This window comes from Burkholderia sp. SRS-W-2-2016 (assembly GCF_001931485.1).
GTDB lineage: Bacteria > Pseudomonadota > Gammaproteobacteria > Burkholderiales > Burkholderiaceae > Paraburkholderia.
On sequence record NZ_MSDV01000075.1, the window covers coordinates 1 to 23,176 of the forward strand.

Sequence of the window (23,176 nt, forward strand, 5' to 3'; positions counted from 1 at the left end):
CGGTTGCGGTTGCCGGGGTCGCGGTTGGGGCAGTCGTGGCGACCGGGGCGGATCCGGCGGCTGCAAGTGTCGGTGCGCTTGCCGTGCTCGCGGCCGGGTTGACGAGCGCGGCGGTCGCGGTAAGGCCCGCGACTACGGGCATAGCTGCGGCTGCGGCGCTCGGCAGCGGCTTCGGTACGGCGGTTGACTGAGCTGCGACAGCAGCGACGGCTGCGGCCGGACCCGCCGAAGAATTCTGTGCGGCTGTTGACCGCGCTGCCGCAACAACGCTGGCTGCCACCGGGCCAGTCGGCAAATTCGGCGCGGCAATCGACTGCGCTGCGGCAACAACGCCGGCTGCCGCCGAACCCGCCAACGAATCCGCTGCCGCAAACGGACAACCACCGCCCGCCGCGCTTTGCGCGGTCATGCCCAAACCCGTGTCTTGCGCACGTGCGGCTTGCGCCGCCGAAGCCTCGGCCACCGCAGCCGCGACCTCTTCCCGCTCGCCCTTCACACCAGCGCCGCCCTTGCCGCCCTTCGCCAGCGCTTTATCTCGCCGGCGCGGCGTGACGACCATCCGGATCCCCTGCAACGGCCGCAGCGAAATCACTGGGCCCCGTTCGATAGGATGCCCAGGCACCATGCTCAGATCGAGGTGCTGCGCGACCACCGCCGTCAGCACGCGCATCTGCAGCAACGCGGTCTGAAAGCCGATGCACTTGCGCATCCCGCCGCCGAACGGAAAGTAGCCGAAGCGATGCGGCGTCGGCGCGTGGCTCGCGAAGTTCTCCGGATCGAACGCATCGGGATTGCGCCAGAACGCCGGATGCCGATGCGTGACGTACGGCGACATGAACACCGACGAGCCCGCCGGAATATGAAAGCCGCCGATCTCGTCATCGTCGATCAGATCGCGCGTGAAGCCCCAGATCGGCGGATACATGCGCAGCACCTCATTGACCACCTGGTCCAGGTACGGCAGCGCATCGAGATCCTCGAGCGTCGGCGCGCGGCCGCCGAGCCGCGCATCGAGTTCCTCGCGCAACTGGCGCAGCACGCCCGGGTTCTGCGCGAGCGCATACAGCGCCCACGCGATCCCGGTGCCGGTCGTCTCGTGACCGGCAAGGAACACGGTCATCACTTCGTCGTGCACCTCGCGCGGCGTCATCGGCTCGCCGGTGTCCGGATGGCGCGCGTTCAGCAGCAGCGAAATCACGTCGCTCGGATCGCAATTGCCCGAGCGGTGATCTTCGATGATCTGCCCGATGATCCCGTCGATATTGCGGCGCGCCTCGGCGATGCGGCGATTGAACGGTGTCGGCAGCCAACGCGGAATGAAGTCGTTGAGATCGCCTTGCCGCAACATCGCCGCGATGCCGAAGCGCACGGATGGCCCGACCTGGCGGGAGAAACGCGAGATGTCGGTGTTGAACACCATCAGCCCGAGCATGCTCAGGCTCAGATGCATCATCTCCTCGACCACTTCGAGCGGCTCGCCGGCCGGCAGCTCGCTCCAGCGCTGCACCAGCCCGAGCGCCGCGGCGCCGACCGCCTGCGCGTGCTCATTGACCTGCTTGCGATGAAACAGCGGCTGCACCGCGCGCCGGTGACGGCGCCAGAAGTCGCCGTCGGTGGTCAGCAGACCGTCGCCGAAGAACAGTTTGAAGTCCTCATAGAAGCGCCCGCGCACGTAGTTGCGGTGGTTCTCCTGCAGCACGTACTGCACGTGCTCGGGATGCGCGAGCGCATGCGTGAGGAACGGGCCGAGCCGGTTGCGCGCGATGTCGCCGTATTGCTGCTGCAACTTCAGCAGCATCGTGACCGGGTCGCGCTTGTACTCGGCGAGATTGCCCATCAGGCGGCCGCTCGGGCCGGGTGCGATGCGTCGGGTCTTCATGCGGACACCCGCGTCGGCAGCGCGCGCGCGGCGACCTGCGCATCGACCTCGGCCTTCGACACGTACGCGCCGCTATCGCGATGCACGTAGCCGATGATCACGCCGCTCACGTCCTTCATCTGCATCAGCATGCGGCCGTCCGGGCGCACCGCGACGAAGCGGTTGCGCGAGCCGACCCCTTCGAGCGCGAACTCGCGCGGCGTCGCGTACAGATCGATGCGGTCATAGCGGCTCGCGAGCTGGCAATCGTTGCCGTCCTCGTAGATGTCGATACGGCGGATCGTCATCGGCGCGGCGAGCGGGATGTAGTCGTCGGCGATGTAGTTCAGCACCGCGACGCGCGCGAGTCCGTCGAGCATGATGCTTGGCACCACGAAACGTGAGAACACCGGATCGTCGGCGGCCACGCCCAGCTGGTAGCGCGCGTGTTTGCCCGGCGGCGACGAACCGGTGTCGGTGGTCGACACGAACATCCCGCTCAGATACACCGGCGCGGCGGCGAAGTGGTACGGATCGGCGATCGGCGTGTGACCGGCATCCGGCCAGCGCGCCCAGCCGGGGGCCGGTTCGTACACCGGCGCGAGCAAGACCTTGATCTCGAAGTGCAGCTTGTCGCGTACCAGCAGGTGGCCGTTCGGCGCGTGCACGTCGCCGGTCACATGCACCTGCAATGTGGTCAGTTCGCCGTCGCGCCGCACGATCTGCGCGCGGATGCGCTTCACGCCCGGGCGCTGCGCATCGTAGACGCGCAGGAAGTGATGGAACACCGCGTCCTGGAAGCCGACCACCTTCAGGCCCGGCAGCAGTTGCAGCGCGGCTTCGGCGGCGAGTTCGGGCACGAAGGTGCCGGGCAGCGTCGCGAAACCGTTGACGACGTGATGCTGCAGATACGCGTCGCGCTGCAGATCGAAAACCCGTTCGAAGGTGACGCTGTCCGCGTCGCGCTGCAATTGACGGCCGAGGTAGAAGTCGCCGATGCCGGTGAGCGCGGTGGCGGGCGTCGCTTCGACCGCGCGCGGGTTGGCCGCGCTTACGTTGGCAGCGTGCGTATTGACGCCGCCTGCGCTGGCCCCGCCCACGTTCACGTTCACGGCGCTCGTATTCACGGCGTTTGTGTTGGCTGCGCTCGGGCCGGTCACGCTTGCGCCGGACACGCTTGCGTTGGTGACGACCGGCTTGCTAACGCCCGTGTTGGCGATACTGGAATGGATCGCGCTCTGGTTGCCAGTGTCCGCGTGTGCGGCACCCGCTTCCGCCGCACTGAAAAACGTCGGCAGATGCGCTTCGATCGCGCGCTTCTCGGGCGCGCCGAGATGCACCGACGCCGCCGCGCGGTCGACCAGATCGAGTTCGCGCAGGAAGTGATGCACGCCCTCTTCGGTGCGCATGCTGGTGAACAGCCCGCTCTTTTCGAGGAACGCGCGCGTCACCGGATTCGCGCCGAGTCCGACCGAGCGCCACAAGGTCCAGCCGATCGTGAATTCGTCATAACCGAGCGCCGCGCGATGATAGGCGGCGCGCGTGTTCAGGAAGTCGTTGCCGGATGCGTAGTCGGTTTCGCCCGACTGGCCGGTCAGGCCGATGAACGAGCCGAAGTTGCACCAGGCGCGCGGCGGCAGCGCGGCGAACGCGTCGCGCAGGTTCCAGTAGCCGCGCACCTTGATGTCGCGCACCGCGACGAAATCCTCGAAGGTCTTGACCGGGATCGACGCCGAGCGATTCAGGCCGGCCGCGTTGACGACGAGATCGATATGGCTCTCGCGCGCGGCGATCTGCTGCACCGCCGCCTGCACGCTGGCGCGATCGAACACGTCGGCGCGCAGATAGTGGACCCGGTCGGCGCCGCAGTGCGCCTTCATCGCCTCCATGTTGCGATGCGCGGCGCGCACTTCGACCTGGCGTTCGAACGACTTGATCACCTGCGGCAGCGGCAGCGACGGATGCAGCTTTTTCTGCTCGCGAATGTACTCGGGGCGTCGCTTCAGGAACTCTTCGTCACTGCCGGCGAAGGTCTCGGGCGGAAAGTCGTCGAGACGGCTGCTGCCGATCAGATAGAGCGTCGGCCGATAGTGCGCGGCGACCGCCTTCATCAATTCGGCGGTGATGCCGCGCGCGCCGCCGAACGCGACCACCACGGAATCCGGGCCGAGCCGCGCAAGCTGCGCGGCGGGCAGTTCGCCAGTGGCCTCGGTCACGCGCACGGTCAGGCGGCGCGTGCCGCTCAGCACCACCACCGGCAGCAGATGCAGCGCGCCGCTTTCGTGCTCGGCCTGCGCGAGCGCCTCGCGCGCCGACGTGCAGCTAGTGAAGACCGCCAGCGAGCGGGTGTCGTACAGCTCGATCCCGAGCGCTTTCGTCAGACCGGAGAACAGCCCGGCCTCGGGATGCAGCACGGTGCCGACGACCGCGTCGAGCAACAGCGCGATGAACGAGCCGTGTTGCGACACGCCGTCATGGCAGTGTTTCAGCGCGAGGAACGCGAGGTCGTGCAAGGCCAGCAATTCGGGGACGGGCTGCGGCACCTGGCCCGGGACCAGTTGGCTCGCATGCAGCGAGCTCAGGACGCGCACGTGCTGGATGTCCGCATGCAACAGGCTGGCGAGCGCGGTTTCGCCGCGCGCCTGAATGTGGTGCCAGCCGTCGCGCGGCGCGGCGAGCGGTTGGGTCGACAGCACGATCAGGTCGGCCGGCAACGAGGTGAAGTCCGCGAGCAGTTGCGGCGCGTCGGTGACCAGCACGCATTTGGGCGGGAAGAACTCGAGCGGCTCGGCGCCGCGCTGCCAGCGCACGTCCTGCAAATCGATGCGGTAGCGTTTGACGCCGAGCGGTTCGCCGTCGGCGGCGGCGCCGGTTTGGTAGAGCGCGGGGGCGAGGGTCGGCGGGGTGGAAGCTGTCGCTGCCGCGCTTGTGGCCACGGTTGCAGTTGCTGCTTTTGCGGTTGTTGCCGCTGTGGTTGTTGCCCCTGAAGTTGCTGCTCCGATTGCAGCGGTTGCTCTGGGTGCTGCCGTTGCTGCCGTTGCTGCCGTTGCTGCCGCTGATTCTGCTGCAACCGCACCGCCGTTTTCTCGCTGCGACGCTCCTGCCGGCTCCACGCCGCGCGGCTGGCTTGCTTCCGCCCTGGCGGTGCGCTTACGCGAATCCGGCCCATCGCCCGGCGCCGTGTCACCGCGCGTCAAACGCAGCGAGAAACGCGCACGATCGCCCGGATTGCGGGTCGCCACCGTAGCCGACGCCTCTTCGCGCACCAGCGCGCCCAGCACCGACACCGCGGCATCGGCGCCCGCATAGGTGAGCGCCCGCCCTTCGCTATCGCGCGGCGCCGGCTCCGACGCTTCGTTATCCTGCCCGTCGGGCGCGCCGGTCTCGACCCATGCGAGTACCGGCAAGCCGGCCGCCTCGGCCTGCGCCTGGGTCGTCACCGCGAACAGCACGACGCCCTCGGCCAACGCGGTATCGAATGCGGGCTGCACTTCGTCGGCCACATTGCCGTTGATCCCGCCGACGATCACCATGTCCAGCTCGCCGCGTTGCAGGAAGCGCGCGGCCACTTCGAACGCGGCCAGCGTCGATGCATGGCCGGCGTCGACCGTCATGTTCATCCCGTGCAGGTCGTGATAGTTCGCGACGCGCGCCGGAATCACGTTCGGCATCATGCCGGGGAACGAGTTCTCGGTGGCCGGCGGCACGAGCGCGCGGGTCCGCTCGCGCAAACCGGCCAGCGCGGTATCCAGCATGCGCGGCTTGACGGTGCCGGCGTCGCGCAACGCCGTTTCGATGTCGTCGAGATAGCAGCGGCTCGCGTACAGCGCCGCGTTGCGGGTCGGGCCCATGTGGCCCATCACGATGCCGATCGTGTCGCTATGCGCGTTCCAGAACGGCTGCAGTTTTTCGCGCAGATCGTGCGCGGCATCGAGCGACATCAGCTGGCAGCGGTCGAGCGCGCGCAGCACCGCGGGCGGCATGCGGACGCGGTCGAAGCCCGGCAGCGGATAACTGAGGCCGAAGCTCGCTTGCGGCGCCGCGCCGGTGCCGCGCAGCCATGCGGCGACCGCGTCGCCGTCGGCGAGGCCCGGGAATTTTGCCGACCAGCCGACGATCGCGAGCGGCGCCTTGCGGGCCGGCCGCTGCGCGGGCGCGGCGGGCAGATCGGGCCGGTACTCGCTGACCACGAGGTGGCCGTTGGTGCCGCCGAAGCCGAACCCGGACACCGCCGCGGCGCGCGCCCGCCGCGGGTCGCGCGGCCAGTCGACCGCGCGGGTCGGAATCGTCAGGCCGGTGGTCGCGAGGTCGAATTCGCGCGGCGCTCTCGTATAGCGGTGCTGCGGCGGAATGCAGTCGTGCTGCAAGCCGAGCAGCACCTGGATCAGCGACACCACGCCCGCCGCCCAGCCGGTGTGGCCGACCAGCGACTTGTTCGAGGTCACCTGCACCGAGCGCTGCTGGCCGAGCGATTCCCTCAGGCTCTGGAATTCGGCGAGGTCACCGGCCGGCGTGCCGGTCGCGTGCGCGACGACCCAGTCGATCTGCTCGCTCGTCACCTCGGACTGCCGGTACGCGCGCTCGATCGCGATCCCCTGGCCCTCCGGGTTCGGCGCGTAGATCGCCTTGCCCTTGCCGTCGGACGACGAACCGAACGCCTTCAGGATGCCGAGCACCCGGTCGCCGTCGGCCACGGCGCGCTTCAGGCGCTTCAGGATCACGACGCCGGCGCCGTCGGCGAACAGCACGCCGTCGCAGGCCTCGTCGAGCGGGCGCACTTCGCCGCTGCGCGACAGGCCGTGCAGCTTCGCGAACAGCACTGTGTTGCGCGGCGCGAGCGCGAACGCGCCGCCGCACGCGACCACATCGTGCTGGCCCAGCAGCAATCCCTTGATGCCGAGGTCGACCGAATACAGCGACGACGAACACGCGGTATCGACCATCATGTATTCGGCGTCGTCGGGCAGCACGCCTTGCATCGCGTCGAGACCGACCCGGTGCGGGAAGAACTCCGCGAGGCCGGCGGCGCCGCGGCTGTAACGCGCGCCCAGCACGCCGTCGACATGGGCGACGCAGGCGTCGCGCTCATCCGGCGTGACGCCGGCCGCGTCGAGCGCGCTGCTCAGACGGGTGCGCGCGGCTGCGAGCACCATCCCTTCCTCGAGATGCTGGCTGCCGTCGGCGGTATAGCCGACGAGGAACGAGGTGCGGTCGCCGGCCCGCACGCGCACGCCGTCAAGTGCCTGCAGCAGCGAATGGCGCAGCCACAGCGTGGTGAGTTCGTGGCGGTCGAGCACCGGCCCGTTTAGTTCGGATTGCAGGGCAGGCGTCGCGTTGAAACTCTCCATGAACACCGAGCGCGACTGGTAGCTCTTGTCCTCGGCCGCCGGATCATCCGAATGGAACGAGCGATAGTCCCAGCGCTCGGCCGGCACCGTATCGAACAGCTCCGGTCCTTCGAGCAGCGCGCGCCAGAACTCCTGCGGATTGTTCGCGCCGGGGATGGCGAGACCCATGCCGACCACCGCGATCGCGTCGTCGCTGATGTCGAGTTCGTCGGCCGCGACCGCACCGTCGCCGTGTTGGCCATGATCCGCGGTGCGCTCGCTCTTCGCGGCCAGTGTCTGCGCGCACGGCGCGCAGTTCGTTGCATGCGGGTTTTGCGTCGCCCATTGCGGACGCGGCGACAGGCCCTCGCTGCACAGCGACAGACCGCCGTCGGCGGTAACGACCTGGCCGGTCACCCAGCGCGACGAGTCGGACGCGAGGAACAGCACCACGTCGGCGAGGTCTTCGGCGGTCGCGAGGCGGCTGAGCGGCGTCGCCTCGATGCTGGAGCGGCGCGTGTTGTCGGGATCGGGAAATTGCTGCGCGACGTCGCCGTCGATCAGCGTCGACGACGCGCTGTTCACGCGGATGTTGTCGGCCGCGTATTCCACCGCCAGATAGCGGGTCAGCGATTCGAGCGCGGCCTTCGCGGTGCCGACCACCAGGTAGTTGGCCGGCACCAGCGTCGAGCCGACCGACGACACGTTGACGATCGAGCCGCCGCCGCTGCGCGCCATCAGCGCGGCCGCGCGGCGCGCGCACCAGAATGCGCCCTTCAGATTGGTGTCGAGCGCGCGATCGAAATGCTCGGAGGCGATGTCGCCGACGCCGAGCAGCGCACCCGACGCCGCGTTGTTGACCAGGATGTCGAGGCGGCCGTACTTCGCCTCGATCTCATCGAACATCCGGTCGACCTGACTTTGCTGAGCCACCGACGCCCGGATCACGTCGACGGTGGCGCCGAGCGCGCGCAACTCCGCGACGGTCTCTCTCGACGCATCGAGGGAATGGAAAAAATTCACGATGACATGAGCACCCTGCTCGGCGAAGCGCCGGCAGATCGTCTTACCGACGTTCTTCGCGCCACCCGTCACCAGAACCAGCTTACCTTTCAGATTGGAGCTTGACATTGCACGCCTACTATCCAGATCGACCACGAAAAAACACTGCATCGCGCGGGCGGCCGTATCGCTATGGCCGCCGCGCGTTTGGGAGAACGCTTCCTGAGTTGCCGGCCCTTAGTTGCCGGCGGATGCCACCGCGCCCAACTGCGCGTGGACGAAATCGACGATCTGCCCCATCGCCTTGAAGTCGCCGAAGCGGAAGCCGGCCGGCAGCGGCGGCAGCCCGTAGAGCTTGCTGATGCGCTGGATGATTTCGGTCTGCTTGACCGAATCGATGCCGAGCTCCGCTTCCAGTTCGACTTCCTCGGTGAAGACCTCGATCGGGTATTCCATCGCTTCCGCGTAGATCGCGACGAGTTCGCCGAACAGCTGGTCGCGGGGAATCGCGCGGCGCGGGGCGGCGGCGGCGGTGCTGGGGACGGCAGTGGGTGCAGCTACGGCCGGCGCTACGGCCATTGCCACAGGCGCGGGCGCGGCGACCGGGGCAACCGCGGGCGCGGCCGCAAACGGGCTTCCGAGCACCGGCGCGGCTGCCGCAACCACCGCCGGGCGGCTCGCGGCCACCGGCTGCGCCTGCGGGTTATGCAATTGATAAAACTTCTCGAATTCCGCTTTGATCCGCGCCGTTATCGCGCTGCCGCTGGCGTGCCAGAATGCGTCGAAATCCGGCTGATTGAGATTGGCTTGTACATTCGCGTTCACGATATTCATCTCCTTGAAATAACTCACTACTTTCCCGATATGTTCGAGTTCATCGCTGCTTTTGACAGCCCCCGAAAATGTTTTAACCTTGCCCGGACCGATAATTCGGATCACGATTTTTGCAAGCGCATCGAGTGCACCGCACTCCACATAAATATCGAAATTCTCAGATTGCAGAAATCCTATTCCCGCCATGAACCCGACCGGTAACGTGAAATGCCTGGAAAGGCAATCGCCGAAATGATCGGATTCGTTATAAAACCGCTTCAGGATCGGTGAATAAACGGCACGCCGCAGCGTTCCGCCTGAATAAGATTTAATCCTGCGCGCAAAAACCCCGGCCGCCGGCCCGAGACTGGTGTGATGAAACGCATAAGGCGATTTCAACGCCTGCGCGGTAATACTCCGCGCCGCGCAATGCGCGATGAATGCCGTCATTTCGTCCGCGGGCCCGGAAACCACGGTTTGCGAACGATGATTTTCGACGGCGATCTGAATCCGCCGATCCGCGTGCTCGTCACGGCCCGCATAGAACGCTTCGAGCGCCGCCCGCACCGCTACCGGGTCCGCGCCGACGGCCGCCATGCAACCGTCGCGCGGCGCCGCGGCGGCGAGCGATTCGATACGGTCGCAGACAATCTCCGCGCCCTGCTCGATCGAATACACACCCGCACAGACCAGCGCCGCGATTTCGCCGAAGCTATGCCCTACGAGTACCTCCGGCTCGATCCCCTGAGCCCGGAAAATTTCGAAATTGGCCACCGAAACGGCGTAAATAACCAGTTGCAAAAGATCGGATTTATTCCGAAACCAGTTATTATCATGCTGTTCTCCGCTCCACAGAACGTCGATAAAAGAACGGCCCAAACGGCGTTGCGCGACTGCCTCGACTATTCTCAGAACCGGATCGACACATTGATACGCGGATCGCGAAACAAGCAACGCATCCGGATAAAACGCACCCTGACCCGGAAACATAAACGCTATCTGATTCATACGACGGATTCTTTATTCAATTGGCGATGCCACCTGAATTATTTAACACTCGAAAAATTGTACTTCACGAAATATCTCGAAAATGCCAAAACGCATTATTCATTGATTCAGCATTCAAATTGAATTCCTACTATTTCGAACGCATTATTTGAAATGACAGCGCTCGCCGCGGGGTTCGCGGCGCACTGGTGCGGTCAAAACGGGGGTTGGAAAAGCGGGGGAAGACGGAGGGAAGTTTGGCGTGTTGCCGCGCATGGGCGGCGCGGCGGTCTGGCGGCGGCGCGGCTCGCACGATGGCGAGCCGCGATGACTGCGCCGGGCGGTTCAGGCTCGCGCGAGCCGGCGCCGGCAGGAACGAGTCTGTGAAGGGTTCAAGGCGCCCGCTAGAGCGCGAAGCGGCTCTTCACGCCCATCAGGAACTGATGCGACTTCACCACCGACTCGCGCGGCAAACGCGCGAGGTCGGCGGCCGCCGCTTGCGGCGGAATCACGCCGGTGCCCTGCCCGACCGAAATCCAGCTGGTCGCCTCGAAGTGCATGAAGTTGCCTTGCCGGTACGGTTGCAGATCGGCGCTGCGCGGCAGCCGATGCTGCCAGCACGCCTTCAGCGTCGCATACGTGTCGGGCAGCTTCAGCGCATTCACGTCGCGCCAGAACGCGGTGTCGCGACGCGGCACGTCGTAGTGCATGCGCAAGAAATCGCGGATGCCCATCCAGTCGACGCGGTTGCGCTCGTTGAACATCGTGATGCTGGTCTGCGGCACGATGTACGCGCTGCCCGCCACCAACTCGCCGAACGTCAGCACCTGGCCGAGCATCTGACCGATCGAGGTCGCCTCCAGCGGTTCGATGAAACCCGACGCGAGTCCGACCGCCATCACGTTGCCGATCCACACGTCCTCGAAATGGCCGGCCTCGAAGCGGATCGTGCGCACTGCCTCGACCTTGCCGACGCGCGCCTCGATCTCCTGCAACGCGGCGTCGTCGCTCAGATGCGCGCTCGAATACACATAGCCGCAACCGACCCGTTCCTGCACCGGAATCTGCCACATCCAGCCGGCGTTCATTGCGACCGCGCGCGTGACCAGATGCGGGTTTTGGCGCGGATGCGGCAGATAGAACGGAATCGCGCGATCGTGCAGCAGGTACTCGCCGAACGGGCGCATCGGCACCTGGAAGCGGCGGCCGAGCGTGAGCCGCGCGAAACCCGATGCGTCGATCAGGAAATCGACCGGCACCGGCTGCTCGCTGTCTTCGATTCGAAGGGCGGTGACGTGGCCGCTGTCGGTTGCGATATCGAGGTCCTGCACGGTCGCTTCGAGCAGACGCACGCCGCGTCCGGTCGCGACGCTCTTCAGATAGGCGGCGACCCGGTGCGCGTCGAAATGCATCGAGGTCGGCAAGCGCGCGCCGAGCGCCGCGCGCACGCCCAATGTTTCGGTTTGCGAAGCATTGTTGCGAATCAGCGGCAGCGCGCTCTCCGCGTACTGAACGCCGACGCCGTTCGCGACCAGCATCGCCCAGTCGACCGGCACGCCGTCGACCAGACTGCCGTCGGCGGCATTCGGCGCCGCGTGAAACAGGTGGTAGAACACGTCGTCGTCACGGCCGCTGTTCCAGCCCGCGTATTCGAAACCGAGCTTCAGCACCGCGCCGGTCGCCTCGATGAACGCGGCCTCTTCGATCCCGTAGCGGGCGAGCGCGCCGGGCAGATTCAGGATGCCGCCCTCGCCGACGCCGATCACGTTGATCCGCGGCGATTCGATCACGGTGATGCTGGCCTGCGTGCCGAACAGACGCTGCAGTTCGAGCGCGGCGAACCACCCGGCGGTGCCGCCGCCCAGCACGACGAAATTGCGCATGGCGCGAAAATTGAGCATGTTCTGATACCTCGCGTGGACAGGTTGGCAGGCGGTCGATCAAGCCGGCGCGTTATCGGCCGGCGGCTCGCCGCGCATCTCGCGCAGCAGCGCGTCCAGATGCTGCTGTACCGGCACGAGGCCGGGCTGCAATTCGAGCGCGTTGCGATAAGCCTGCTCGGCCTCGGCAAAACGGCCGCCCTGTTGCAGCAGCAGGCCGAGTCCGTCGAGCGGTCCGGGCAGCGTCGGCGCGAGCCGCACCGCGTCGCGTAGCGCCGCCTCCGCTTCGGTGAAGCGGCCCGAATCGCGCAGCAGATTGCCGAGGTTCGCATGCGCCTCGCCGCGCTGCGGCGCAAGCGCGATCGCCGCGCGGAACTCGTCCTCGGCTTCGTTCTGACGACCCTGCGCAAGCAGCAGAATGCCGAGGTTGTTGCGATCTTCGACGCGCCCCGGCCGCAAACGGATCGCCTCGCGCTGGATCGGCTCCGCTTCGCCGGCACGCCCTAATTCGCGCAGCGCAAGTGCCAGGTTGTACCAGGCATCGGCATAGGCCGGCGCGTGGACGGTGGCCTGCCGCAGCGGCGCTTCCGCGTGCGCCGGCTCGCCCGCTTCGAGCAGCAGCACGCCGAGGTCGTTCCCGGCCCGCGCGAAATCGGGCTGCCGTTCGAGCGCGAAGCGATACGCGGCCTCCGCTTGCGCGCGCCGCCCGTGCTCGCGATACAGCGTCGCGAGGTTGAAGGCAATCTCCGCGTTGTCGGGCAATAGCTGCTGCGCGCGCAGATAGGCGGCCTCCGCGTCCTGCGCGCGTCCCTGGCGATGCAGCAGCACCGCGAGATTGAAATGCGCCTCGACCAGCGCGGGATTCTGTTCGAGCGCCGCGCGATACGCGGTCTCCGCGTCCTGCGGCTGGCCTTGCGTCGCGAACAGCAGCCCGCGGTTGCAGAGCGTGTGGGCGCTGCGCGGGTTCAGGTCGAACGCCTGTTGCAGTGCGCGCCGCGCGTGGTCGAGACGGCCTTCGCGCAGCGCGGCGAGCGCGTCGGCGTTGAAGGTGTCGATGGTCTGTTGCAGTTCGTTGCTGTCTTTCATCGCCGGTACTCTCCGCTCGGGGTTGGCGTCCTTCAGTTAGCTGTCTTCAGTTAGCTGCCTGGGTTCGCCGACTTGTTTGCCGCTATCCATGCCGGCAGCGCGGCTGCCGCTTCATCGATCACCGCGCTCCAGTCGCCGCGCTCGCGCTGCCGGAACAGCCGCGCGATCTGCGGGTACCACGGCGAATCGCCGCGTTCGTGCAGCCAGCGCCAATCGCCGTCGAGCTTCAGCAACAGCCAGAACGGCTGGTTCAGGGCGCCGGCGAGATGCGCGATGGTCGGGTCGGCGGTGATCACGAGGTCGAGATTGCGGATGAGTGCGGCTGTGTCGGACAGGTTGGCGGTTTCGTCGGCGACGTCGGCGGGCCGCAGTGCGTCGGGCAGTTCACGCCACGCCGCCCGTTGGCTCGCGTCTTTCGACAGCGCGACGAACGACACGCCCGGCACCGCGAGCACCGGCCGCAACAGGCTGACCGGCAGCTCACCCGCGCCGGCGATGCCGACCCTCGCCCGATCCGCAGGCAAGCTGCGATCGAGCCGGCTCTGCCAGCGTTTGGTTTGCGCGGACGCAACGCGTAGATACGGCAGCGGCGCGGCGAGCTGCTCGAGCGTCACGTCCAGACGCAGCGGCAGACTCGTCAGATAGCACCAGTAGTCGGCGCGGCGCGGATCGACGTGTTCATCGGTCGATTTGAGCGTGTCGATCTCGCGCATCCCGTCGAACAGCGGTTTGATGTCGGGCGGACAGACGACAGTCAGTTGCGCGAGACCGCTCGCCTTGAGCGGCGCGATGAAGCGCGCGAACTGGATCGTTTCGTCCGGGCCGAAGCTGAAGTCGCATTGCACGATCAGCGCTTTGCCGGCGAGCGGCTCGCCCTGCCATTCGGGCAACATGCCGGCCAGCGGCGTGCGCGCGGCGCCCGGGCCGCGGCGCGCGCTGAAGTATTCGTAGTGCGGCCAGCCTTCGCGATAGCGGCCGAGTTTCAGCAGCGCACTGCCGAGGATCAGCCGGCCGCCCGCCAGTTCCGGCGCCAGCGCGTAACCGCGCGAGGCCGCATCGACCGCTTCTTCCGGGCGATTGAGCGTCAGCAACGCGCCGCCCAGGTGGTAATGCGCTTCGGCATCGCGCGGATCGAGTTCGAGCGCGCGACGCAAGCAACCGAGCGCCTCTTCCTCGCGCCGCAACGCGAGCAGCGTGATGCCCAGCATCCGATGGCTCGCGCCGATCTGCGGATGGCCGGCGATCTCCCGCCGCAACAATGTCTCCGCTTCGGCCGCGCGATTCTGGCTCAGCAGCAACGTGCCGAGCTGGTGATTCGCGCCGGGGAAATCGGGCTGCAGTTCGAGCGCGCGTCGCAAGCTTGCTTCGGCGTCGCCCGCGCGGCCGGCCGCGAGCAGCAGATTGCCGAGGTTGTAGTGCGCCGGTGCAAAATCCGGCGCTAGTTCGACGGCCTTGCGCACGCACGACTCCGCCTCGTCGCGACGATTCGTGCGCAGCATCACTTCGCACAGGTTGTTGTACGCGTGTGCGAAATTGGGCCTCAGTACGATAGCGCGATGCAGGCACGCCTCCGCCTCGACGCTGCGGCCGGTGTTTAGCATCAGCGTGCCGAGGTTGTAGAAGGCTTCGGCAAGCGCAGGATCTTCGACGCTCGCGCGGCGCAGTTGCTGCTCCGCCTCGGCGAGACGGCCGGTGCGCATCAGAATGTCGCCGAGATTGTTGTAGGCGGCCGCGAAATCGGCCTTGCGCTCGAGCGCCGCGCGAAAGTGGCGCTCCGCTGTGTCGAGCCGGCCGGCGCGCAACGCGGCGAGCCCGAGGTGATATTGCGCGAGCGGAAAGTCGGGGTGTTCTTCGCCGATAGCGCTCAAACAGTTTTCGGCACCGGCGACGTCGCCCGCTTCCAGCAACTGGATGCCGCGTTTGCAGAGCCCGTCGTCGCCTGCTGCGTCTGCGCTCATTGTTCCCTCCATCTCGCGACTACGTTTGTTCACAGCTACGTTTTTTCGTCAGTCCTGCTTAGCGGCTGCGGCGTACAGCGCGTCGATCGCTTCGCCGTACGCGGCGATATTCGGCCCGTAGTCCGGCGCGAGCGTATGCAGAAACGCCAGCGCGGTCCCGCAGTAGCGTTCGAGATTTGCATCGTGTTCGGCGAACGCCTGCAACAGCGCTCGGCCGCCCTGCTCGCAGTCGAAATCGTCGTAGCGGTAGCCGCACGCACCGATCATAGACGAGTTATGCACGAGCGGGTAGCCGCCGTAAAGTGCTTCGTAATACAGATAATTCTGCGGATTTTCCCAATGATGCGCGACCACCACGTCAACGTAGCGCGTCATCATCTGGTGGAACGGGAAGCGGCCTTCGAACGTCGCAAGCCCGTGTTTCAGGATGTCGAGGCTTTCGGCAAAGGCCGTAAAACCCGCGTGTTTCTTCTGCGTCAGCGTGCTGTAGACCCACACGTGTTCGAGCGCATCGGGTTCGAGCCGGTGCGCGACCTCGCAGCACAGCATCGGAATCTGGCTCGTCTTGACCATGCAGATATTGGGCTCGAAGATGCCCGCGCGCCAGCGGCGCCGGCCCGGCCGGTAGCCGAACGCGTCGCGCGCGTGCGGGTCGCGGTCGATCGCGCGTTCGAGCACCAGCGGACTCCAGATATGCGGGACGATCCGCACCGGCACCCGCATCGCGCTGCGGTAATACGGCGCGCAGATATGCTCGTATTGCGGCAGCGTCCACACTTCGTGATACGGCGCGCGGCTGATCAGCAGCGCATTCGGGCGGTCGAAGATCATTCGCTCGATATCGATCACGTAGTCGTTGCCGACGCGCATCGATACGATCTTGCCGCCGCGCTCGCGAAACCGCACGATCCATTCGCGGCCGAGCTGCGCGCTCATTTCGATCATCAGATCGAGCTGCACGGCCGCTTCGTCCATCGTCATCACCGGCGCGGGCACGTCTTCGACGAGACGCTGCGCTTCCTCCGCGCTGCCGTCGCCGCCCATCACGATATAGGCCTCGGCCACCGACGGCAGATTGCGCAGCAGCATCACGAGGAACAGGCAGTTCTGGAAGATGCCGTTTTCCCACAGCGACTGGCCGCCTTTGCGCACATACAGCGACACGCCCACCTTCAGATCGCGCGGGCTCTGGCTAGCGGCATTCATTGCGCCTCCCGGGCGGTTGCCGTGTTACCCGCGAGTGCGAGCAGCCGTTGTGCATAGGCATCCAGATTAAATTGCGCAAACGGATTCACCGCGTCGAACAGCGCCTGCGAGCGCGCGCGATATTCGGCGAGCCCCGCGTCGTGCTCACGAAACGCGCGCAGCAATTGCGCGCCGCCGGCAGCGGCGTCGAAACCCGGATAGTAGTAGCCCGCGTCGGCCAGCCACGGCGAGTTGTGCACGAGCGGATAAGCGCCGTACAGCGCATCGAGGTACGCGTAATTCTGTTCGTTCTGCCATTGATGCGCGACGACCGCGTCCGCGTACTGCCCCATGAAACCGGCAATGTCGTGCCGCCCATGAAAGCGCGCATGGTGATTGCGCACGAGATCGAGCGAATTCGCCAGATACAGCATCGTTGCGTGTTCCTTCATATGCAGCGTGTTGAGCACATGCATTTCGCTGACGCTGCGCGGGTCCGCGCGCCATGCTTCGTCGCAGATCAGCATCGGCACGCTGCAGCATTTGACGACCGACACATTCGGCTCGAAGATCGCCACGCGAAAGCCGGCGCCAGCCGCACCACTGCGCTCGCGATAACCGTACTGCACGCCATGCCGCGCGGCCTCGGCGATGCGTGCGTCGAGAAACTCAGGATGCCAGATGAACGGCACCTCGTGGACCGGGCAACGATGCAGCGTGCGCAGCATCGGCGCGAGCGCGCGGTCCTTGTGAACCAGCCACACTTCATCGCAGCGATCGGGCCGCCCCGTGTAGCCCGGCCGATCGAACGTGGCCGGTTCGACCAGCGCGGCATACGGTTGCGCGCTGCAATAAAGCACGACCTTACGGCCGCGCCGCCGCATCAGATCGAGCCACTTGTTGTCGAGGTTCGCGCCGGTCTCGATCACGACGTCGACCAGATCGGTCGCCTCCTGCTGGCTCACCACGCGCAAATCGTCGACTACGGCCACGGCTTCAACCGGCACCGCGGCGTCGCCGGCCACGCCGATCAGCACCACCGACTCGACGAACGGCAACCGCCGCAATAGCTGCGCGAGAAATATGACATTTTGTCCAAGCCCGTTCTGCCAGACGCTCTGGCCCGCGCGGCTCGAAGTTGAGATGCCAATCCGCATAAAGTCACCCCCCAAAGGACGGGGCCGGTGTCCGTTTTGCAACGGAACCACCGGCCCCTGGAGACACCGTCCGTTCAGACGGCTGGGCTTACCACTGGTACGACGCGCCTACGCCGACTGCCGTGCTGGCGCCGCTGATGCCGACACCTGCCTTCATTTTGATGTTTTGCGTGATGCGCGCGGTGCCGCCGATCGCCATGGCCTGGTAACCATTGTAGGTCGCCGCGCCGACACCGATCGACAAAGTGCGGCCCGGGTCGACTTCCGGAATCATCGCCAGCGCGGTGGCTGCCGCGACGCCGGAGTACGCGTTGCGGGCAACGTCGTTGATCTGGTTGTTGACGCTGCCCAGCGCGTTGTTCAACTGGCCGACGTTGACCGCATCGGTCGAATTGACGCCCGGCGCCACGTTGGTGATGCGGCGCTCGTTGCCGGACGAGCCGATCGACACCGTGTTGTCCTCGGTCGCCATCGAGCCCGCGCCCAGCGCGACCGAATTGTTGCCGGTTGCGCTCGCGCTCGCACCCACCGCGACCGAGTTGTTGCCGCCGGCCAGCGAGTTCGCACCGACCGCCACGGTCGGGTCAGCCGTTGCTTGCGCGTTGTAGCCGACCGCCACCGAACCTTCGTAGGTTGCGCTCGCGCGGAAACCCACCGCGGTCGTGTTGGCCGCCGTTGCCTGCGCGTTCGAACCGTACGCGGTCGAGCCGTTGCCGTCGGCGGTTGCGCACAGACCCGAGGCCGTCGCGTCCACGCCGTTCGCCGACGTACAGGCCGCCGCGTTGACGTTGGTGATGGTCTGGCCGGTACCGCCCTGGGTCTGCACCGAGCCGTTCGTGTTCATCCCGCCGAGCAGCGTGCCGGAGAACGAGTCGCCCTTCGCGTTGGCGGTCTGCACCATCTCGACCAGCGGCGTCACCGCCGACACGGTGGTCGACAGCGAGCTCACGCTGGTCGACAGCGACGCGAAACCGGTCGAAGTCGAGGTCGACAACGATGCGATGCCGGTCGACGTCGAGGTGGACAGCGACGCGATGCCCGTCGAGGTCGACGCGGACAGATCGTCCACCGTGGTCTGCAGCGTGCTGACGCCGGTGTTCGCTTCGCTCATGCTGGTGGACAGGCTGGCCAGCGAGTTGTTGGTATTGCTCAGGCCGGTTGACAGCGAGGACAGACCGTTCGCAGTCGAGGTCGACAGACTGGTCAGGTTGTCGTTGGTCTCGGCGAGGCCGGTCGACAGCGACGCGGTGATCGTCGAGGTCGAGGTCGACAGACTGGTCAGGTTGGTGTTGGTGTCGAGCAGGCCGGTCGACAGCGAACCCAGGCCCTCGGCGGTCGAGGTCGACAGGCTGTTCAGGTTGGTGTTGGTGGCGTCGAGACCGCTCGACAGCGACGCGGTGATCGTCGAGGTCGAGGTCGACAGGCTCGTCAGGTTGTCCTGGGTTTCGGCGAGGCCGGTCGACAGCGATGCGGTGCTCGTCGACGTCGAGGTCGACAGGCTGTTCAGGTTGTCGTTGGTTTGGGCGAGACCGCTCGACAGCGACGCGGTGATCGTCGAGGTCGAGGTCGACAGGCTCGTCAGGTTCTCGTTGGTTTCGGCGAGGCCGGTCGACAGCGACGCGGTGCTCGTCGACGTCGAGGTCGACAGGCTTACCAGGTTGTCAGTGTTGTTCTGCACGCTCGTCGACAGCGACGAGACGCTGGTCGAGGTCGAGGTCGACAGGGTCACGACCGTCGTCGACAGGTTGTAGATGCCGGTGGACAGCGAAGCGACGCCGGTCGACAGCATGTTGATGCTGTCCGAGGTCGACAGCGACAAGGTCTTCAGATTGTCGTTGGTCGTGCTGAGGCCGGTGGACAGCGTGTCGAGGCTATCGGCGGTGGCGGTGGACAGGCTGCTCACCGACGTGCTGGTCGAATCGATGCCGGTCGACAACGAGGACACGCTCTCGGCGGTCGCGGTGGACAGGCTGCTTACCGACGTGCTGGTCGAATCGATGCCGGTCGAGAGCGACGCAACGCTCGTCGAGGTCGACGACGACAGCGTGTCGATGCCGGTGGACAGCGAGTTCATGCCCTCGGCCGTTGCGGTCGACAGGCTGCTCACCGACGTGCTGGTCGAGTCGATGCCGGTCGAGAGCGAAGCGACGCTCGTCGAGGTCGACGACGACAGCGTGTCGATACCGGTGGACAGCGAGGTCATGCCCTCGGCCGTTGCGGTCGACAGGCTGCTCACCGACGTGCTGGTCGAGTCGATGCCGGTCGAGAGCGACGCGACGCTCGTCGAGGTCGACGACGACAGCGTGTCGATGCCGGTGGACAGCGAGCTGACGTTCTCGGCGGTCGCGGTCGACAGGCTGCTCACCGACGTGCTGGTCGAATCGATACCGGTCGACAGCGAAGCGACGCTCGTCGAGGTCGACGTCGACAACGTATCGATGCCGGTGGACAGCGAGGTCATGCTTTCGGCCGTTGCGGTCGACAGGCTGCTCACCGAGGTGCTGGTCGAATCGATGCTGGTCGACAGCGAAGCGACGCTCGTCGAGGTCGACGTCGACAACGAGTCGATGCCCGTGGACAGCGAGCTGACGTTCTCGGCGGTCGCGGTCGACAGGCTGCTCACCGACGTGCTGGTCGAGTCGATGCCGGTCGAGAGCGACGCGACGCTCGTCGAGGTAGACGTCGACAACGTATCGATACCGGTGGACAGCGAGCTGACGTTCTCGGCGGTCGTGGTCGACAGGCTGCTCACCGAGGTGCTGGTCGAGTCGATGCCGGTCGAGAGCGACGCGACGCTGGTCGACGTGGAGGTCGACAGGCCATCGATCGCGGTCGACAGCGACACCGTGGTGGTCGAAGTCGACGTGGACAGACTCGTGACGCTGTCGACGGTGTTGTCGATGCTGGTAGAAAGCGAAGCCACGCTCGTCGAGGTCGAGCCCGACAGCGTATCGATACCGGTGGACAACGAGCTGACGTTCTCGGCGGTCGCGGTCGACAGGCTACTCACCGACGTGCTCGTCGAGTCGATGCCGGTCGAGAGCGACGCGACGCTGGTCGAGGTAGACGTCGACAACGTATCGATACCGGTGGACAGCGAGTTCATGCTGTCGGCGGTCGCGGTCGACAGGCTGCTCACCGACGTGCTGGTCGAGTCGATGCCGGTGGACAACGACGCGACGCTGGTCGACGTGGACGACGACAGGCCGTCGATCGCGGTCGACAGCGACACCGTGGTGGTCGAAGTCGACGTGGACAGGCTCGTGACGCTGTCGACGGTGTTGTCGATGCTGGTAGAAAGCGAAGCCACGCTCGTCGAGGTCGAGGTCGACAACGTATCGATACCGGTGGACAACGAGCTGACGTTCTCGGCGGTCGCGGTCGACAGGCTGCTCACCGACGTGCTGGTCGAGTCGATACCGGTCGAGAGCGACGCGACGCTCGTCGAGGTCGACGTCGACAACGTATCGATGCCGGTGGACAGCGAGCTGACGTTCTCGGCGGTCGCGGTCGACAGGCTGCTCACCGACGTGCTGGTCGAGTCGATACCGGTCGAGAGCGACGCGACGCTCGTCGAGGTCGACGTCGACAACGTATCGATGCCGGTGGACAGCGAGCTGACGTTCTCGGCGGTCGCGGTCGACAGGCTGCTCACCGACGTGCTGGTCGAGTCGATACCGGTCGAGAGCGAAGCGACGCTCGTCGAGGTGGACGTCGACAGGCCATCGATCGCGGTTGACAGCGATACGGTAGTGGTCGAAGTCGACGTGGACAGACTCGTAACGCTGTCGACGGTGTTGTCGATGCTGGTAGAAAGCGAAGCCACGCTCGTCGAGGTCGACGTCGACAACGTATCGATACCGGTGGACAGCGAGTTCATGCTGTCGGCGGTCGCGGTCGACAAGCTGCTGACCGACGTGCTGGTCGAGTCGATACCGGTGGACAACGAAGCGACGCTGGTCGACGTCGAGGTCGACAGCGTATTGATGTCCGCGGACAGCGCGCTGACGCTACCAGCCGTCGTGGTCGACAGGCTGCTGATCGAATCGGTGGCGTCGGCGATGCTGGTCGTCAGCGACGCGACGCTGGTCGAGGTGGAAGAGGACAACGTGTCGACACCCGTGGACAACGATGCGATGCCGGTCGACAGGCTGCTGTTGCTGGTGCTCAACTGCGAAACCGTCACCGCGTCCGTCGCCGCGGAGCCGTCGGCGAGGTTCGTGATCCGGCGCAGATTGCCTGCGCTGCCCACCGACACTTCCGAAGTCGGCGCGGCCTGCGCGGTCATATAGCCGGTGCCGGTCGGCGCGCTCGCGCCGGTGGTGCTGCCGGCGCCGAGCGCCACGCTGCTGCCGTACTGCGCGTTCGCGCCGGTGCCGATCGCGATTGCGTCGGTCGTGTTGCTGTTTGCCGCCGAACCGAGTGCGATCGAGCCGTTCGACGAAGCCGTCGAATTCACGCCGAATGCGAGTGCGCCGTCGCCGTTCGCGACGGTCGCGCTACCGAGCGCCACCGCACCGTCGCCGGTCGCGGTTTCCGCGCGGCCGATCGCGACCGCGCCGCCCGCGCCCGTGCTGGAGTTGGCGTTGGTAGCCGCCGAACCGATCGCGACGTTCTGACCGGTCGCGCCCGCGACCGAGCTGTCGCCCTGAGCGATCCCGTACGCGCCGAGCACCTGGGCCGAATGGCCGAGCGCGATACCCGAGGTCGCGCTGCTCGCCACCGACGACTGCGCGCCGAGCGCGATCGCGTTGGACGATGTAGCGGCTGCCTGGGTGCCCATCGCGATCGAGTCGAGCGCGCTGGCGGTTGCGTAGGTGCCGAACGCGAACGAGCCCTGGCCCGAAGCGGTCGAGTTGATGCCGAGTGCGGTCGCACCGGCGCCGGACGCGACGGCGCCCCAGCCGAGTGCGGTCGAGCCGATACCGGTGGCCTGCGAGCCGCAGCCCGTTGCCAGCGAGTTCATACCGGTCGCCTTGGTGTTGCCGACGCCGTTCGGCGTAACCGCGTTACCCGGCGATACGTACACGTTGCCGAGGGTCTGCGCACCCGTCCAGTTGTTGACACCGTTGGTCTGGCCGGTGCCTTTGTTCACCAGCTGGCCATAGCTCAACGCCGTGGTCTGCGCACCGAAACCGTACAGGCCGCCGGTAAAGCTGCCGTTGGTACCGTAAATCATCGAGGAGACGCTGGAGCTGCCGGCGGGGGACAACATCCCGCAGTCGATCGCGCCAGCCAGCGCGACGCCGTTAAAGCCCGCCGACACCGTGTTCTGGTAGGTATAGCTCGCGGTGCCGTCGGCCGCGGTCAGATAGCCGTTCGCCGACGCGAGACCCGCCGAGACCGGCTGGGATAGCATGGCGCCGAGCCCCAGGCCGGCGACCACAGCCATTGCGATTCGCGTGAGCGGACGACGCGCCTTGCGCTCGGAGCGGCTCGACTTGCCTTTGCTGGAGTCGAGTTCGCTGATTGCCACCCACGCGTTGAGCGCTTCGTTGTAAACCGTGCGGTAAGTTTTATTCATGCTACAGACCCCTAAGTGCCGAGAAATCGACAGGCGACGCTGCGCAAGGGGGCAACGGCCTGGTTAATTGGTTCGACGCGGGCTGTCAGCACGCTGCGTCGTTCGCTTCGGATTAATCAGAAGCTTCGACGCCATAATCTCAATAAAGTAAAACGCTCCATATATGACCCGTACTAATCCGAAATGCCGCCGCTAGTACCGGTACTAATAGGACTTTTCCTATCGTCAAGAATTTATAAATCGGTATGGAAACGCGAAATCTTCGGGTGAAAATTTGCTGAATGGACTTGAGCTGAACAGTCGATCGCGCCTCGTACTATCGGACGATTAGGCCTTTTTTATGGGCATGAACGGTGCAACGCGAGATCGGCGCGACTGACTTTTCGGGGACTTCTATTA

At 66.1% G+C, this 23,176-nt stretch carries 9 protein-coding genes; all 9 read right to left on the reverse strand.

Translation table 11 applies throughout. The annotated features are described in order from the left end of the window. A partial coding sequence (locus tag BTH42_RS30920) for a cytochrome P450 (RefSeq protein WP_143752267.1) occupies positions 1-1,879 on the reverse strand: 1,879 nt, incomplete at its 3' end. Next, entirely contained in the window at positions 1,876-8,316 is a 6,441-nt protein-coding gene (locus tag BTH42_RS30925; RefSeq protein WP_075304985.1) for an SDR family oxidoreductase, read from the reverse strand. The genes BTH42_RS30920 and BTH42_RS30925, both read right to left, overlap by 4 nt. 108 nt (positions 8,317-8,424) lie before the next feature. Then, the gene (locus tag BTH42_RS30930) at positions 8,425-10,008 is read right to left on the reverse strand and encodes an acyltransferase domain-containing protein (RefSeq protein WP_075304986.1); all 1,584 of its coding nucleotides are present in this window, start codon (positions 10,006-10,008) and stop codon (positions 8,425-8,427) included. 383 nt (positions 10,009-10,391) lie between these two features. After that, positions 10,392-11,888 (reverse strand): tryptophan halogenase family protein, encoded by a 1,497-nt coding sequence (locus tag BTH42_RS30935; protein WP_075304987.1) that lies wholly within the window; start codon positions 11,886-11,888, stop codon positions 10,392-10,394. Between the two features lie 39 nt (positions 11,889-11,927). Then, positions 11,928-12,953 (reverse strand): tetratricopeptide repeat protein, encoded by a 1,026-nt coding sequence (locus BTH42_RS30940; RefSeq protein WP_075304988.1) that lies wholly within the window; start codon positions 12,951-12,953, stop codon positions 11,928-11,930. Between the two features lie 50 nt (positions 12,954-13,003). After that, positions 13,004-14,911, reverse strand: a complete 1,908-nt coding sequence (locus BTH42_RS30945) for a tetratricopeptide repeat protein (protein WP_075304989.1) — start codon at positions 14,909-14,911, stop codon at positions 13,004-13,006. A gap of 48 nt (positions 14,912-14,959) precedes the next feature. After that, on the reverse strand, positions 14,960-16,117 hold the full coding sequence (locus BTH42_RS30950; RefSeq protein ID WP_075304990.1) for a DUF2827 domain-containing protein: 1,158 nt from the start codon (positions 16,115-16,117) through the stop codon (positions 14,960-14,962). Beyond that, positions 16,114-17,253 carry a DUF2827 domain-containing protein gene (locus tag BTH42_RS30955; protein ID WP_075304991.1) on the reverse strand — a complete coding sequence of 380 codons (1,140 nt, stop codon included), beginning with the start codon at positions 17,251-17,253 and terminating at the stop codon, positions 16,114-16,116. Before BTH42_RS30955 ends, BTH42_RS30950 begins: the two co-directional genes overlap by 4 nt. A gap of 88 nt (positions 17,254-17,341) precedes the next feature. Further along, a complete protein-coding gene (locus BTH42_RS30960) occupies positions 17,342-22,777 on the reverse strand; it encodes a YadA-like family protein (RefSeq protein ID WP_075304992.1) in 5,436 nt (1,811 codons plus the stop codon). Positions 22,778-23,176: the final 399 nt, after the last annotated feature.